This window comes from Parapedobacter sp. GCM10030251 (genome assembly GCF_042666505.1).
Lineage (GTDB): Bacteria > Bacteroidota > Bacteroidia > Sphingobacteriales > Sphingobacteriaceae > Parapedobacter.
In genome coordinates this window covers 57,223-72,489 of the sequence record NZ_JBHTDN010000012.1, presented here as the reverse complement: position 1 = coordinate 72,489, position 15,267 = coordinate 57,223, and the positions used below count along the sequence as shown (strand labels likewise).

Here is a 15,267-nt window from a genome sequence, read left to right as displayed (position 1 = left end):
ATCCCTTGCCGCTGTATCCGTACGTAAAAAAACAAATGAACAGGACAAAACAGGCCTTGGAAGAACCACTCCGGAGCCTTAAAACGTTTCTTTCACCCGACACCCACGAAGTACGTCGGCACAACCACAACTGTCCTTATATACCTCCCCAATAGGTTTGCATCCGGAATATTGTCGAGCACCTGCCCGTAAAACCAACGCATAAGCAGAAAATCCGATTTTGGAAATTCTTGGCTATATTCAGCTGCCTCGCAGCCGTCCGTTCATCAGCCTTTTTGTCCATTTGATTACCACGGACGGTCCCTCCTACCCTCCAAAACAGTACCTTTGTATGATGCAACGATTATATCCGCTCACCGGATCTATTATTTCTCTGTTTATTGCACTCCTCGGCTACGTGTTGCGAAGCTACCGAGAGGAGGCAATTTCTTCATTGTTTACTTTTGCCGGCTCCTTTGCCAATGTATTCGTGAGTTGGCTAGTGGTACAAAGCGTCATACAGTTAGATAAACCACGGTGGCATGGGTGGAAAGCGGCTATCGCTATTGCAGCATGCATGTGTATTTCGTTACTTCTTTTTTATGGCATTCAGGATATTGGTAAAATCCGCGGACGGGTAGCAGCATTGCCGCGTGGCATGCGCATCGTATATTTCTTACTCCTAATGCGGGGGGTGGTACTGGGCGGGTTTCTGTATTACATCGCTTATTTACTGCGAATGGCGGAAGTGAACCAGCGGTCGAGGCTGGAAAATGAACGGCTGAAAAAAGAGAACCTGCAAGCACGACTCAGCCTCCTGCAGGAACAGGTGAGCCCGCATTTCCTGTTCAACTCGTTGGGCACACTGCAAAGCATGATCAATGAGCGTGCACCGCGCCAATTCATCCACCGGCTTGCCGACGTATACCGTTACCTGCTGAATAACCGCATGGCCGATCTGGTAGAACTACGGGCAGAGCTTGACTTCGCCCGTGCTTATCTGTATATCCTCCAGGAACGGTTTGAACAAGCCTTGTTCGTAGATATCGACATTGCCGAGCATTACCTGGAAATGAAAATACCGCCCATGACCTTGCAAGTACTCGTCGAGAACGCGGTCAAACACAATGTCGCAGATGCAGAAGCACCGCTACACCTGCAAATCAGCGCTACAGGCACCGATCGGCTTACAGTCACCAACTCCCTGCGTCCAAAGCCTTCACAGGGAGACAGCCTAGGCACTGGCCTGGACAACACGCGCGAACGCTACCGCCTGCTAGCCGGTCGGGACATCGATGTGCTGAAGACCGGCCACACATTCACCGTATCCGTTCCCCTGTTAAATGATCCGCTATGAATATCCTGATCATCGAAGACGAAATCAAAACGGCTAAGGCCCTGAAAGCAATGGTAGAGCGGCTCGGCGACGATCTGCAAGTCAGCGGCATTGTGCCATCGGTAAAGGCCGGTATCCAATGGCTCGAAAGCCAGCCCTCACCACAACTCATCCTTTCGGATATCCAGCTTTCCGATGGGCTGAGCTTTGAGATCTTTCGCGCCGTCCGCCCCCCCTGTCCGGTGATCTTCTGTACTGCTTTCGATCATTACGCCATGCAGGCCTTTGAGGCCAACGGCATCGACTACCTGCTAAAACCCATCAATGAAGATAAACTGGCCGGGAGCCTCCACAAGTACGAGCAGATGCGGCAGCAGATGGGTGCGGGACCACCCGCTGCTCCGCAAGGATTGGAGGGCCTTCTTAAACAACTCCTGCCCCCGGCCTACAAGTCCAGCCTGCTGGTCTTCAAGAACGAGAAGATCATTCCCCTACCCGTCAAAGACATCGTATTTGTCCATTCAGCCGGAGGCATCGTACAGGCCTATACCAGACGAGGCGAAGCCTTCCTCATCCAAGAAGTGCTGGACGAACTGCAGCCCATGCTGGATCCCTACCTTTTTTTCCGTGCCAACCGGCAATTTATGATCAGCCGTGCTGCCGTCTTGATGGCCGAGCACTTCTTCAACCGAAGGCTCATCGTCAAGTTAAACGTCGAGACGCCTGAACGGATAATTGTAAGCAAGGTAAAAGCCTCAGAACTGCTCACCTGGCTGGCTTCTTAGTTTAGCGAACTCGTTGATTCTGTTGAGGCATTTGCGAAGAAGCAGAATTTACCTGCACCACGATACTTTATTGAAACCAAGCTTAACATTAAGACAGACGGCATTAATCATCCGCTGCCGGAAGAGTTTGTCGACCTGATGATGCAAATAGTAAAAGAAAAAAACATCGGAGAACGGGTGATTATCCAATCTTTTGACCCACGGACGCTTCAGGTATTAAGAAAAAATTTCCCGCAGATAAAGCTTGCATTCCTGGCAAAGGCGGGTACAAGCCTGAATGATAATTTGGCTTGGCTTGGATTTAAGCCTGACTACTATTCAACCAACGCCGAATATATCGATCCGGTACTGGTGGAGCAGTGCAAAGCCAAGAACATCTTGCTGATCATAGGCAACTGCAATGACTATAATGAGCTTTCACGGATCGCGAAATTGGGTGTGAACCGGGTAATCACTGATTATCCCATACCACGGCTGTTCGAATTAAGGGGTGATAAATCACAGCCTGAAACAATGCCTTCGCCACAGTAAACCTTTAGACACTTAAACGCAAGTTACTTGAAAATTAAGGCCCTTTCGAAATGACATTCCGGCTATTCACCATCGTCCGATGGTTAGTCATGTTTCATTGCCGTGGCTGCTGGCGGATGTCTTTTTCCGCCAAACACATGTTGCAGCCGACAGAATAAAGGCGTAGTTTGGCACGTCTTGTGCTATGCAACAGCGATGTAGATGTGGAGGCGTCTTTGCTACGGATTTCTGATCTTTTCTAATTACCCTTTGTTTGCCAAACATCAACTACTTTCTCCCCACGCAAGACGAGGTGAAACTTGCCTTGCTGAAAGGTTAGGACTTTATTTAACAGAATTATTGATTTACAATTAAAACAAATGATGACTCGAATGAATCGAAACAGCCCGCGTGTGATGGTACTCCTTCTAAGTGCTTTTTTCTTTATTACCTGCAGTAAAACGGAGTATTTGTCCTCAATGGGGCTGCAGCCCGACAGTTTGATTGAAGTTGGGGTTTGGGACGATTTTTCAATCACAAAACCGGTGATTACTGACCAGGAAGGTATCGATATGGCGGGATATTGGCCAGATGGGAAGATATCCGTCGTGAAAAACGGAAATTCTGGTAAATTCACGCTTTACTGGGGAGAAAGGTATAGTATCCGGACCGAAGGGAATACCCCCTTTCCGGAGGATCATATCCAACAAGTGTTGCCAGAAAATCGTGTTTTTGGAAAGGGAATCAATGAAATAGCCGGCTTTTCCGATGGCGGAGCATGGTTCATCGGGGTGCATCGGCTAAAAGACGGAAGGTTAGCCGGATTTTTCCATGCCGAAAGCAATTGGGGCGGACTGACCGCCTATAAGAGCATCGGCGTCGCTTATTCCACTGACAACGGACGCACATGGAGTAAAGGAAAAAAGATTCTCAGCGTCAATTACGAAAAGCCCTCCAACTCCCGTTGGAGCGGATTGGGCGATGGATGCGTAGTTTATCACGAAAAAAGTGGGCAGTTTATCTGCTATTATTCCGCTCACACAACTGGAAAGGGCGGCGATTACAAAATCTGCATGGCAGCTACAAAGGATCCGTCTGGAGCGCCCGGAACGTGGAAGAAATGGGATGGCGAACGTTTTTCGAACGACGGCTATGACCGCGAATCAAATACGGGCGGGGTTGATCATGAAATCGCTGGTTTGACCGCACGCTCCGGCGCCAATCCTTCCGTTCAGTGGAATGACTACCTGCAGAAGTGGGTGATGGTATATGCGGGCTGGAATAACGTAATTTATATGTCGGCAAGTGGCGATGGAATTGACTGGGAACAGCCGAAAGCTATCACAGACGCAGAAAATGAGACCGCAAATTATCCGAACTTGATAAGCGAGTTCGGCGACCAAAAAGGTGGTGCTGTGGTAAAGCTGTATTACGGACGCAATCAGAACCCTTTGGGTAAGAGGCAATTCGCTCACCGCGTAATTGACTACCGCAAAAACTAAGTCCATTCTTTAACATTTGCATATTAACATTTGCACACGACGCCCCCAAAAAGGCGTCGTGTGCATTTCTCTCGTCTATCGATCTCTCCGCTTATTTGCCGGTATTTTTATCGCTCGCTGTTTCGGGCGCCAGCGACGTAAACTTGGCACAGGTATGCAGGACACATCCACTGTGGAAATAAACCCCAATGCGGGGCGAAATCTGGACATGCCCAATTCAAACGCTCCCTTCAAGAATGATCGCCCTGGTAATTTCGAATGTAAAACGTTCGTCGATTGGTAATAAAAAAAGAGGCTGTTTTTTGCAGCCTCTTCACCACTTTGGTTCGTTTTTGTGTTTAACAACTATTCCTCAACTACTGCCGGAGCCAACGTTAAGGTACCGAGATCAGAGATAATACCGAATTTAACCGGCACATCAGCCACTGTACTTACCGCCAAACCGGAAGTGGAATCAGGTTCGGCGATCACCGTGTAATTTCCTTCAGGCAGGCCGGACATTAAGAAGTAGCCGTCTTCATTTGGAATAGCAGTGGCGGTATCCGTTTCACTGGTTGCAGTGACGATTACCGAGTAATCGGGCGACATCGGTGCCACTACACCCTCGATCCGGCCGTTGGTAAGCTCGGTGAATACCCGAATCACCGGTTTCACGATGTAAGCACCATTACCCGTTTCCACAATAGATTTTGCGACATCAAAATCGGTCCACACGGTGTAGGAACCATCGGAAAGAAGTTCCTGGTGTACGTTGAACTTCAACCCGCTCTGTTTTCCGGACGGAACCTTAAATGGAATTTGCTCTCCATCGATGACGAACGAGTTCTCGTCGCCCAATATCACCCGCACTTGCGAGAGTGTCCCCGTGGGAAGCGTGGCGCTGGCGATCAGGGAGTCTACCCCGTTCCGCAGTTTAAGAACGTCGTAAATGCCCGGAAGTAGGACATCAGCGGACTGCCATCCAGACTCATCTGTGTGGAATTCTATTCCTTGGATATCCAAGTATACGTGCTCAAACGGACCGGGCGCATCAGTTAACCGGAGATCCACTTTTGCCGTTCCTCCGGGAGTCCCGGTCTTACTACATGCACCAAAAAACATGACGGCGCAAAGCCCTGCCAATACGGACAATACAAATTGCTTTCTCATCATTTCAATTATTATTTATTAAAACCAAAGCCATTTTTTCTGTGATGCATGCGTGGCCACATGCAGTTTTTTTCTTAGTCTATTCTAAAGAGTCCCCGTTTTTTTCGATGGTACGGTGTGGACAGTACCGCAGAAATCCAACCAAAGGACTGTTAGTTAAGTACCAGAATCCCGAATAACCATTTTTCATAGTAAGTCCGTTCATTCTATTCAAAAAACTTGCCTAAAACATTGAAACCCTCAAAAAGGGTGTGTTTACACAGATAAATGCGAGTTTAGCGCTTTACAAAATCGAGTAAAGTGTTGTATAGTTTTCACTACAAGACATTTCCGAAAACCTCTTGATCGCTATTTAGGCTTTGGTACGTGATTTGCCCCTGCGTAGCATGTCTTTGAAAAGCAGAACGATCTTTCTTGCGTTTGCCCTTTTGAAGCTTTCGTCGGTTCAAGCGCAACAAACACCCCCTTTCCGTGAAAATCCCGCATATAAGCTCGCTTTGGGGGGTGTTATCGGTACGACGGGTATCGGGCTGACGTTGTATCAACCGCTGGGCATCCAATTCGGTTTGGAGGTAGGTGCTGGACTCATGCCGTACAATATGCAGATTGTGGGCACTTATGGCGACTACCTAACGCAGTCGACTGCCAGAGCTAGGTTGCATAATGCACACCTCATGTTCGGGTGGGTTCCGTTCCATGGCACCGAAAACGGCTTCCGCCACTTGACTATCCAGCTTGGTGCGGGCTACCTATTCAAAGCCGAGGGCACGCTCACCACGCAATTGCGTGATCCCCAAAGTTATGGTGACATCGAACTCCAACCAGAAGAGATCGGCACCATGTATACCACTATTAATTGGAAAGAGGGACTGGCTCCTTACGTGGGACTTGGTTTCAGCGACATGCGGATCGACGAGCATTTTGGCTTCAATATTGCCTTGGGCGGGTACCTACTTTCGCAGCCAAGCGTATCGGTCAAAGGCACCGCCATGCTCGAAGGTAATGAGATCAACCAGCCAATTATCGAGCGAAATCTCCAAAACTATCGTTATTTGCCTAACCTGCAACTGGGTATTGCCTATAGTTTTAACGCATATTGATATGAAGATCCATCAATACCTGATTGTCCTAATGACTGCCGCTTTATTACCAATCCTTCAGGGCTGCGAACATCCGTTGAAAGACGTGGAAGTGGAAGTCAACACAGACCCATTTGCCTACGGCATCTTGCTACGGATTACCGATGAACAGGAAAATCCAGTCAGCGACGTTACGGTAACTATCGGTGGTGAAGATGCCGAATACATTTATAACCTAAACGGCTACAAGCAATTTGATGTTGAAAAAGGTATACTCATCTTGGGCATCCATCCGCTCCACAGACCAACAGAAGCTAAGCCGGTCACCTTCACCGTACAAGTGAGCGGTTCGGGTTACGTCACGGAGACGGTCCCCTTTACCATCACCGCTGCCCAATACGCCAGTACATACGCTATACAAATTCACCGATCGGAGACTTAAAAAAGACACATCACCCAATAATGCAAAAAAGGTTTATAAACAATCCCCGCCTACATTATTGGCTGGCCGCTCAGTAAGGCCAAGACCTATTTGAATATAGGTTCGTGGCACTACGACCATTACCGGACAGATGAAGCCGACCGCTACAATAATTAGGTGCGAAAGTTGACCGAACACGACACCTCACGCAATGCACGGGTGCTGTATGCCAAAAGCCAAATCAATGCGGCCAACATCGCATCGCACCGCCGGGGGATCCGACCCAATGGCTTCCAGCGTCGCCGCCGCGTTAGCAAAACATCCGCTGACCTGAAGGCCATCGGCTTCCGAAAGCACATTTTTCAGCCCTTCCAACACCAGCGGATGATCATCTGTAATGAAAATGGATACCATACTAAAAAAGAAGTGGCTTAAAATTCGTTATAATTTTTCAAACCGGCCGTTCCGCTCTCAAAAAATGGCTGATTTTCGGGATGTTCGAGTAGCGGAGCCCAAATGGTTTCCGCATTTCAAATTAAAATTCCTTTTCTCCAAACTCGCTCCCCGGCAGTTTCAATTGGCGGGTTAACCTATTCAGGTTGAACGACAGATTCAGCATAATCACATCCACTTCATAAATGTAATTGGTTGTCGTATAAAAATCAGGTGCCCAGGTTGTAATCCGTTGTTCATTGCTCGGCAAAATACCCATTCCGATATTCTGCCATTGCACCAATGCGGTAAGCGCACCGTCCAAAAAGGTATGCTTCAGCGAGAGGTTAGGCGACAGGAATCTCGAATCTTTCCCCTGCACAGTCGGCCGCGCCGAGAGGAAATTCACGTTGCCCTGCACACTGAACCGACGGGTTAACTGTACGTTGGCGTTACCGTTTATCGTATATACCCAGGCCTGGTTTTCCCGTTCTTCAGTATAATCGAGAATCATCCCGCGCGTCGTACTTTGATATACGTTGGCTCCCAGGTAAAGCTGCGTCCATTTTAACGGACGGTAATTCGCACCGAGTTCGATCCCAAGCCGTGTAGCCCGATCGGCATTTGTGTAGACTCGGTTCAGGATGGTATCGGCAAACACGCTATTCACACGCTGGATGGGATTTTTAATATCCTGAAAATAGACGGTAGTGAAAAAAGAGCCTTGCTTAAAATCCCTTATGATGCCCAGTTCCGCTAGGTAGATGAATTCGGGCAACAAGTTTGCGTCTCCTTGTTCCAGCGTTTCCGAATGCTCTCGTTCAGGAATGGGATTCAGTTCGAAGTTGCTGGTCCGCTGTACCCGTCGGCTTACCCCCGCCTTAGCTTTCCAATGGTCATCGATCGTATACAGTACACTTGCCGAGGGAAAGAGGTTATGCAAGTTGAGCTGGTAATCGTCTTCGCTCAACGAACGAACCTGTAAATCCCGATTGGCGTACTCGTAACGCAACCCGCCCATATATTCCAGTTTTTTACTTTTACCCGAATATTGGGTATAAACAGAGTGGATTTGGTTCACCGCTTCTACATCACCGCTGAACGCTGGATCAACCGTAAAATCAGCGTCGTCGGCTTCCCGGACCTCGTAAACAAACCGGCCATCCTGGGCATCCCGCCGGTATTGATAGCCGCTCTCCCATACGCCAGATCCGATCGGTAGGGCAAAGTCAAGCTTACCACGAAACCCATTCAGTGGATTCCGGTAGGTACTTACCGTGTTTTGCACCGTATCCGAAGCTTCGATATTTCGGTTCAACGTAGATCCATATAAATTCGCTCGTTCATACAATGTGGAGAAAGTCAGTGTGGAGCTATCCAAAAACGTATGGGTGTATTCCAGGTTACCGAGGATAAAGTCGCCCTGCTTGCGTTGGAGATTGGCATTGAAATACCGACTTCTGCCGATGACAGCGCCAGTAGTCCTATCTGTGGTGGTGTTGTCGTAATATATATCGGCTACCCGGTCCTGGAATTTATGGCTCGCAAAGAAGCCTGCGGAAAGCTGGTTGCGCGTGTTCGGTGTATAGCTCACGTTGAAACGCCCCCCATAATTGTATTTGTCAAAGCTACGCTCACCCTGGGAGGGAAAAGAAGTTTTCCGGTCGCCGATGATGGTATAAACATCGCCATCGCGGAAGCCCGCGTTGTCATTGCGCAGGTAGTTTGCACTGGCTGACACATCCCACTTGTCCTTCCGGTAATTGACCGTTACATCGGCCCCATAGCGTTGTTGGGACTTCAGATTCCCGTAATCTTCGATGGACGGCAGACCGCCTTGCACGTTGGCCGTAAGCGCAAATCCATCGTCAGCGCCTTTTTTAGTCGTCACGTTGATGATTCCGCCACGCCCATCGGGATCGTACTTCGCGGAAGGAGCGGTGATCAATTCGATATTCTCGATCTGATTGGCGGGCAGCTGGCTCAAGATCGTGGCGGCGTCTGCTTGGACCGGTTTACCGTTGATCAACACAAGGAATCCCTGGGCACCCCGAAGCGTAATCTGGCCCTGTCCGTCTACAGAGACGGCGGGCATGTTGCGGATTACATCAATGGCAGTCCCCCCTTTCGCTGCTTGGAACTGATCGGCTTTATAAATCTGTTTATCAATCCGGTTGATACTTTGCAACGACTGTCCGGTAACCGCTACTTCATTCAGGAATTGCGGATTCACTTCCATCGCAATCCGCCCCAGGTCAATATGGCGATTACCGGCCAGATTAACCGATTGAGACTTCACCGAATGATAGCCTAGAAATTGAAGGCGAACGAAATAACTGCCCGCTTTCAACCTTTCAAAACGAAACGTTCCTGTCGAGTCCGAAAGCTGACCATCGATCAGCACGGAATCGCCAGTTTGATGCAATGAAACGCTGACAAACGCCAAGGAATGTTGCGTGGTTTTATCAAATGCGATACCGCCGATTGATCCCGTTTGCGCCAACGCAGGCATCACCGCCGATAAATAGAACAAATAAGTTAGGGATCGTGTTAAGCTATTCATCATCTGCTGAATTTACGACCGAACGATGTAAAACAACGTTTCAATCGCATTTTTCTCGGCACAAAAGTACTGGATAATCTTGCTCGGTTGCGGTCAATTTGAAAATAACATGGTACAAACCACAATTCCGTCAGGTGAGCTGACGGAAGGCATTCGGAGTGATTCCCACATGCCGCTTGAAATATTTGATGAAATGCGAATTATCCCCAAAGTCGAGCCGGCTCGCAATTTCCCCCAGATTCATGTCGGTATAGCGCAACAGGCGCTTGGCTTCACCAAGTATATGTCCGGCCAATACCGCAGTTGCGGACTGCCCGGTCGTCCTGCGACATATGGCATTCAAGTTTTGAGGCGTCGTATTCAATCGTTCTGCATAATAGGCAACGTGGTTCCGTAGCATTCCCGTGTCACTAAGCAACGCTTCAAAACGCTGAAAGGTGTCCATCGATCCGAGGCGCTTCGTGCGTGGGGCCTGAACCTGTTGAAGGATCTTAGCCAACAGGGTCTTCAATAGACCTTCCATCGCCTCACTTTGGAAAGGCCTCGCCTCTTCCCCCCTCCATTCCAGCAATAGTAACTCAAAAATCGATGATAAGTTGCTGGGCGAACGAATAGGTAGGTATGTGTGAGCATGGACGCTCGAGACAAGGTGTTTGAGCGCGGTGTCCAGGCTATCGTCGATATACGGCTTTTTTATGATCAACACATAGCCTTCGGGCTCATCCTCCAATTCCCAATGATGCACTTGCTCTTTGCGGACAATGAACAACACGGGAGGTTTTACACGGTAAGCAGCTTCGTCGATGAAATGAACACCACTCCCTCTGGTAAGGAATATAAACTCTAGGTAACTATGGTGCTTGTGTGGAGCCGTGCGACGAATATCTTTGCGGAATTCAGCGATTTTGAGGTGTTGATGGCTTTCAATTTTGTTCTTTATCTCAAGCATGGATTTCGGGCATCTATAACAAAGATGCGATTTTCCGGCTGCAAAAAAAAAGAAACGTCCCTGGAATCCGGGGACGCTTTATAATAGATTCGTGATAAATAGATCCGTGCCGGTAGTTCCATTCCTGCTGTGGGCATCCAGGCGATGGAGCCCACGCCAGCAACGCTGCCAGGAGGAAAAAACCACCTATGCAGGTTCTATCATATCCTAGAATTTGTTAAACAAAAGCTCCTTTTTCCGGTGACCGGGCGCATGATCACGTGCAGATTTCTTTCCGGTAATTTTTTTGGCCTGCCCAGGGGGGACTTTTCCGCTTCTTCCGGCGGTATGCACCGCGCAGGATCCCAGCCAAGACACCGTCAGGCCGAGTAACAATATGCTTAGTAATTTTTTCATCGTAAACCTCATACCTACAAAAGCAAAAAGTCGGCCCAAACCAACAAAACACTAAATACCAATTACTTAATTCGATCATGCATCAATTTGACGTTGTATATTTTTGCCTACAACGCATTACTAATACCCCGTCGATAATTCAAGGCGAGCTAACTTCTAAACACCAGGCCTTCTTTGCTTAGCGCATCCCTCAAAATGGGCATCGACGCCTTTCCCATGCCGTGCAGCGCCAGAATTTCTTTCTCGCTATAGGCAGATAGTTTTCTGAGATCGGTTATCCCCACGTTCGTCAGTGCACGCCTTGCGGGTGCGCTCAATAAGGAAAGGAATCCTTCCGAGGGCCTACGTTCCGCCTCGCAAGTCGGACAGGTCGGGCAATCGGTACTTTTGTAATAAGTGTGTCCATTCGGACAAACTTTCATCTTCCTCATCCGGTTCAGTTGCGTTCGCAGATTTCTTTAAGCTTTTCCAGTGCCTTGGGATATGTATTCCGGAAATATTCGATCATCTGATCGTTTACGTCGATATCAACCGTCACGGTTGTTGAACCGCCATGACTTTCAAAGGTATAGTTTTCGAATCCCTGCCAATCTTCAGCTACCGGGCCTTCGATGATCTCGTGCTCGCCATCCAAAATGCCAACGTATTCAATGGAAACAAATTGATTGGGTACATTCTCCCGTATGTAACCGACCATCCCCTCTCGTTTACCTTGTTTATCGACACCTACAAACAAAACTTTTGAATCTTTCTCCCAATTTCCTTCCATATTACCTCCTTCATAGTCTGAACTGGGGTTAAATACGGATGTCCACTCTTTGAACGTTTCTTTACCAATCATCGTGTTATACACCGTAGCCGCCGGCGCGTTGATCGATACATTGAATTGCATTCTTTCCATGTCCGTTTACGTTTAATGTTTAAAAAACTAACAATACAAAGATACTACCCATCCTGTGATTCCCGTATTGGTACGATGCGCCAATATGAAGGGGTATTTACGACAAAAGAAGAAATCCAGGTAGTTTCCAAACAATAGGCCAAACAACCATGAATCAATAATTTAATTTTGATTTAAAGGACTGTTTTATAAATTAGCATCTCAAAGAACGTTTAATTTTCAATTTCATCTTCAAACAACATCTTCAATTTTCAATTCTTTTAATAAACCAATTATCAGTATCATGGGAAAATTCGTTATTTCAACGCGTAAGAATGGGGAATTTCAATTCAATCTAAAAGCCGGCAATGGGGAAGTCATCCTGGCAAGCGAAGGATACGCTGCAAAGACATCTGCGCTTAATGGCATCGAATCGGTGCGTAATAATGCATCTGATGACAACCGTTATGAACGGAAAGAATCGAAAAGTGGGAAGTTCATGTTCAACTTGAAAGCCCGCAACGGCCAAGTGATCGGCACCAGCGAATTGTATGAGTCAGCTGCTGGACGCGATAAAGGGATCGAGTCTGTAAAACGCAATGCGCCAGACGCCACTGTCGAAGACCAAACGGCATAGTACCAAGCGGATTGGCAAGAAAACCTTTCTTCCGATCCGCTTTTTTTGCTAACTTGCACACCTTAGATTTTATAGCTATGAACGAGGCAGCAACAACAGCAATCCGGGTGGAGCAAACACAGCAGTCGAGGCTCCCACAAGTCGATTTCAACAACCTAAAGTTTGGTCAAATATTATCCGACCACATGCTGGTGGCCGATTATGTGCGCGGACACTGGGAGGATGTGAGCATCGTGCCCTACGGAAACCTGTCGTTAAGTCCTGCAACGTCCGCCTTGCATTATGGGCAGGCTATTTTTGAAGGCCTCAAGGCCTATAAGTTCGCCGATGGTACGGTCAGCATGTTTCGGCCGGATAAAAATAACGAGCGTTTCAACAAATCGGCCCTTCGATTGGAAATGCCCGAAGTGCCTGAGGAAATCTTTATCGGCGGCCTGAAGGCCCTGATTGATCTCGATCGCGATTGGGTACCCAGCACGAATGGTGCATCCCTCTATATTCGACCGTTTATGTTCGGCACGGAAGCGGCATTGGGCGTACACCCTTCCGATTCCTATAAATTTATCATCATCACCGGTCCGGTTGGCGCCTACTATAACAAGCCCCTACGTTTAAAAGTAGAAACACACTTTACCCGCGCCGCCGAAGGGGGCGTAGGTTTCTCCAAGAATGCGGGCAACTATGCTCTCTCGCTTCATCCGACCCGATTGGCACAGGAAGAGGGATTTGATCAACTGATGTGGACGGATGCGAAGGAACACAAATATGTGGAAGAAGCGGGCACCGCGAACCTGGTATTTCGCGTAGGAGACACGATTATTACCCCTTCATCCGACACCATCCTTCACGGCATCACACGGCGGACAATCGTCGAAATTGCCCGGCATTGGGGGTACCAGGTAGAGGAGCGTAAGGTATCGGTCAAAGAACTGGTCGACGGAATCGAAGACGGCAGCGTAACAGAAGCATTTGCTGCAGGTACCGCCGCGACGCTTACCCCTATTACCGAACTCGGATATGAAGGCAAACGGTATCATTTGTCGGATCCCGCTACGCGCGAATTCTCCAACAAGGTGCTGCAATACCTTAACGACTTACGTTATGGACGTATCGACGACGAGTTTGGCTGGAATTACGTAGTGGATTGATTCAAATCTTCGGCAAGGTAGGATTTCATTCCGGCAAGATCGGTGGGTTCAAACCAAACGGTTTGCGGATCTTTTCGAAACCAAGTGAGTTGCCGTTTCGCATATCTGCGGGTATTTTGTTTAATTCGGTCGACTGCTTCCGACAGTGTATATTTACCGTCCAGGTAGTCAAATAATTCAGCATATCCCACGGTTTGCAAGGGTGGCAAATTCCGATAGGGCAACAAGGATTTCACCTCATCCAACAAACCGGCGTCCATCATCGCATCTACCCGTTCGTTGATGCGTTGGTACAAACTGGAGCGATCGGTATTCAATCCGAGTTTGCGCACCTGAAAAGGACGTATTTTGCGTTGCTGTCTGCGAAAATGCGAAAACGGCAGGCCCGTGCTTTCGTATACTTCAAGAGCCCGGATTACCCGTTGTGGATTATGGATGTCCACTTCACCGTAATAAACCGGATCTACTTCTTTCAATCGCTGCTGCAGGAGTGCCACTCCTCCCTGTTCATGCACGTGGTTAAGCTGATCGCGTACACCGGGCAATGGCTGGGGTAGATCGTCCAGTCCCTGACATACCGAATCGACAAACAGCCCCGATCCGCCAACCAGCAATACGATATCCCGGTGGGCAAACAGCTCCTCCAGTAACTGCAACGCATCGCGCTCAAAATTTCCGGCGGAATATACGTCTGTCAAACGGTGCGAGTCGATAAAATGGTGACGTACGGCGGTCAATTCTTCATTCGTAGGCTTCGCCGTACCGATATTCAATTCTTGGTAAAATTGGCGGGAATCGGCTGATAAGATCTCGGTATGAAAATGCTGCGCTAACTGAATACCTACCGCGGTTTTACCAATGGCCGTAGGCCCGACTACGCAGACCAGTGTCTTTATTGGCGCATATTCCATTAATATTCATCCTCGAAACCCTCGTTCCCTTCTTCCTTACCTTCCGTTTGCTCTTCCTCGTCCAGCATATCGAAATCCTCTTCTTCATTGATGCCATACTCCGTTTCCTGGAGGAAATCATAGTCATCCCCGCCTTTCTTCGGAGTCGATTCAGAAGGTACCGCAGCCGCTCCCGGAAGCTTGGGAGCCTGTCCGATATTCTTGAATAGGGACGGGTATTCTTTTCCCGCCTCCTCTTTCAAAATTTTAATCAGCTGCACATGGAAATCAAACGGCTGGCTGATGTTATATACGTAGTAAAATTTCTGATGAGGATCATCGATAAATTTACTTAGCTTTGAATTCTCCATGATTGCAACCCCGCGCTCTTTTTTCCGCTCGTCGGGCAAATAAGCGATTTCATCCCCTTTCTTCCAGTGGTCATTACTGACATAAAAAGATGACGGTACTTCCGGGTTATACCCCGTTGAAGCGTGCAACGCTTTGTGCAGGTCTAAAAAGGTCTGCTTCGGCAGTATATCAATCTCGCGGATGATATCATCATAATCTTCGAATGAAATCCTAAAACGATAGATAGCCATAACGCTCTC

General features: G+C 48.2%; 17 protein-coding genes. 9 read left to right on the top strand and 8 right to left on the bottom strand.

Going from position 1 to position 15,267, the window contains the following annotated elements:
- Positions 1-331 precede the first annotated feature (331 nt).
- The 4 genes from ACFQRK_RS21475 to ACFQRK_RS21460 all read left to right on the top strand — a co-directional run bounded on the left by ACFQRK_RS21475 (position 332) and on the right by ACFQRK_RS21460 (position 4,112).
- Entirely contained in the window at positions 332-1,336 is a 1,005-nt protein-coding gene (locus ACFQRK_RS21475) for a sensor histidine kinase (RefSeq protein ID WP_379010278.1), read from the top strand.
- Positions 1,333-2,100, top strand: coding sequence for a LytR/AlgR family response regulator transcription factor (locus ACFQRK_RS21470; protein ID WP_379010277.1), 768 nt, complete (start codon positions 1,333-1,335; stop codon positions 2,098-2,100). The genes ACFQRK_RS21475 and ACFQRK_RS21470 overlap by 4 nt, the downstream gene beginning before the upstream one ends.
- Positions 2,101-2,169: 69 nt before the next feature.
- Entirely contained in the window at positions 2,170-2,631 is a 462-nt protein-coding gene (locus tag ACFQRK_RS21465) for a glycerophosphodiester phosphodiesterase family protein (RefSeq protein WP_379010295.1), read from the top strand.
- A gap of 371 nt (positions 2,632-3,002) precedes the next feature.
- Positions 3,003-4,112, top strand: a complete 1,110-nt coding sequence (locus ACFQRK_RS21460; RefSeq protein ID WP_379010276.1) for a hypothetical protein — start codon at positions 3,003-3,005, stop codon at positions 4,110-4,112.
- Between the two features lie 345 nt (positions 4,113-4,457).
- On the opposite strand, the gene ACFQRK_RS21455 is transcribed toward ACFQRK_RS21460, so the two are convergent.
- Complete coding sequence (locus ACFQRK_RS21455) at positions 4,458-5,264, bottom strand: DUF4382 domain-containing protein (RefSeq protein WP_379010274.1); 807 nt, start codon at positions 5,262-5,264, stop codon at positions 4,458-4,460.
- Positions 5,265-5,647: 383 nt separating this feature from the next.
- Between ACFQRK_RS21455 and ACFQRK_RS21450 the strand changes: the two genes are divergently transcribed.
- The 3 genes from ACFQRK_RS21450 (at position 5,648) to ACFQRK_RS21440 (ending at position 7,196) form a co-directional block, all read left to right on the top strand.
- Entirely contained in the window at positions 5,648-6,361 is a 714-nt protein-coding gene (locus ACFQRK_RS21450; RefSeq protein ID WP_379010273.1) for a hypothetical protein, read from the top strand.
- 1 nt (position 6,362) lies between these two features.
- A complete protein-coding gene (locus ACFQRK_RS21445; protein WP_379010272.1) occupies positions 6,363-6,782 on the top strand; it encodes a hypothetical protein in 420 nt (139 codons plus the stop codon).
- Positions 6,783-6,938: 156 nt separating this feature from the next.
- Entirely contained in the window at positions 6,939-7,196 is a 258-nt protein-coding gene (locus ACFQRK_RS21440) for a hypothetical protein (RefSeq protein WP_379010271.1), read from the top strand.
- Between the two features lie 100 nt (positions 7,197-7,296).
- Here ACFQRK_RS21440 and ACFQRK_RS21435 read toward each other — a convergent pair whose 3' ends face one another.
- The 5 genes from ACFQRK_RS21435 to ACFQRK_RS21415 all read right to left on the bottom strand — a co-directional run bounded on the left by ACFQRK_RS21435 (position 7,297) and on the right by ACFQRK_RS21415 (position 12,002).
- Complete coding sequence (locus ACFQRK_RS21435; RefSeq protein ID WP_379010270.1) at positions 7,297-9,759, bottom strand: TonB-dependent receptor domain-containing protein; 2,463 nt, start codon at positions 9,757-9,759, stop codon at positions 7,297-7,299.
- A 127-nt stretch (positions 9,760-9,886) separates the two neighbouring features.
- Positions 9,887-10,705, bottom strand: coding sequence for a helix-turn-helix domain-containing protein (locus tag ACFQRK_RS21430; RefSeq protein WP_379010269.1), 819 nt, complete (start codon positions 10,703-10,705; stop codon positions 9,887-9,889).
- A gap of 207 nt (positions 10,706-10,912) precedes the next feature.
- Positions 10,913-11,101 carry a quinol oxidase subunit 4 gene (locus ACFQRK_RS21425; RefSeq protein ID WP_379010267.1) on the bottom strand — a complete coding sequence of 63 codons (189 nt, stop codon included), beginning with the start codon at positions 11,099-11,101 and terminating at the stop codon, positions 10,913-10,915.
- Between the two features lie 149 nt (positions 11,102-11,250).
- Entirely contained in the window at positions 11,251-11,532 is a 282-nt protein-coding gene (locus ACFQRK_RS21420; protein WP_379010266.1) for an RNA polymerase alpha subunit C-terminal domain-containing protein, read from the bottom strand.
- 5 nt (positions 11,533-11,537) lie between these two features.
- Positions 11,538-12,002: an SRPBCC domain-containing protein gene (locus ACFQRK_RS21415; protein WP_379010265.1), complete on the bottom strand. Its 465-nt coding sequence runs from the start codon at positions 12,000-12,002 to the stop codon at positions 11,538-11,540.
- A gap of 283 nt (positions 12,003-12,285) precedes the next feature.
- On the opposite strand from ACFQRK_RS21415, the gene ACFQRK_RS21410 reads away from it, so the two are divergent.
- Both ACFQRK_RS21410 and ACFQRK_RS21405 read left to right on the top strand, forming a co-directional pair.
- On the top strand, positions 12,286-12,618 hold the full coding sequence (locus ACFQRK_RS21410; RefSeq protein ID WP_379010264.1) for a YegP family protein: 333 nt from the start codon (positions 12,286-12,288) through the stop codon (positions 12,616-12,618).
- A gap of 77 nt (positions 12,619-12,695) precedes the next feature.
- Entirely contained in the window at positions 12,696-13,766 is a 1,071-nt protein-coding gene (locus ACFQRK_RS21405) for a branched-chain amino acid aminotransferase (protein ID WP_379010263.1), read from the top strand.
- Here the strand turns inward: ACFQRK_RS21405 and miaA are convergent.
- Both miaA and ACFQRK_RS21395 read right to left on the bottom strand, forming a co-directional pair.
- Positions 13,751-14,677: a tRNA (adenosine(37)-N6)-dimethylallyltransferase MiaA gene (gene miaA / locus ACFQRK_RS21400; RefSeq protein ID WP_379010261.1), complete on the bottom strand. Its 927-nt coding sequence runs from the start codon at positions 14,675-14,677 to the stop codon at positions 13,751-13,753. The genes ACFQRK_RS21405 and miaA overlap by 16 nt on opposite strands.
- The gene (locus ACFQRK_RS21395; protein WP_379010259.1) at positions 14,677-15,258 is read right to left on the bottom strand and encodes a hypothetical protein; all 582 of its coding nucleotides are present in this window, start codon (positions 15,256-15,258) and stop codon (positions 14,677-14,679) included. The genes miaA and ACFQRK_RS21395 overlap by 1 nt, the downstream gene beginning before the upstream one ends.
- Positions 15,259-15,267 lie beyond the last annotated feature (9 nt).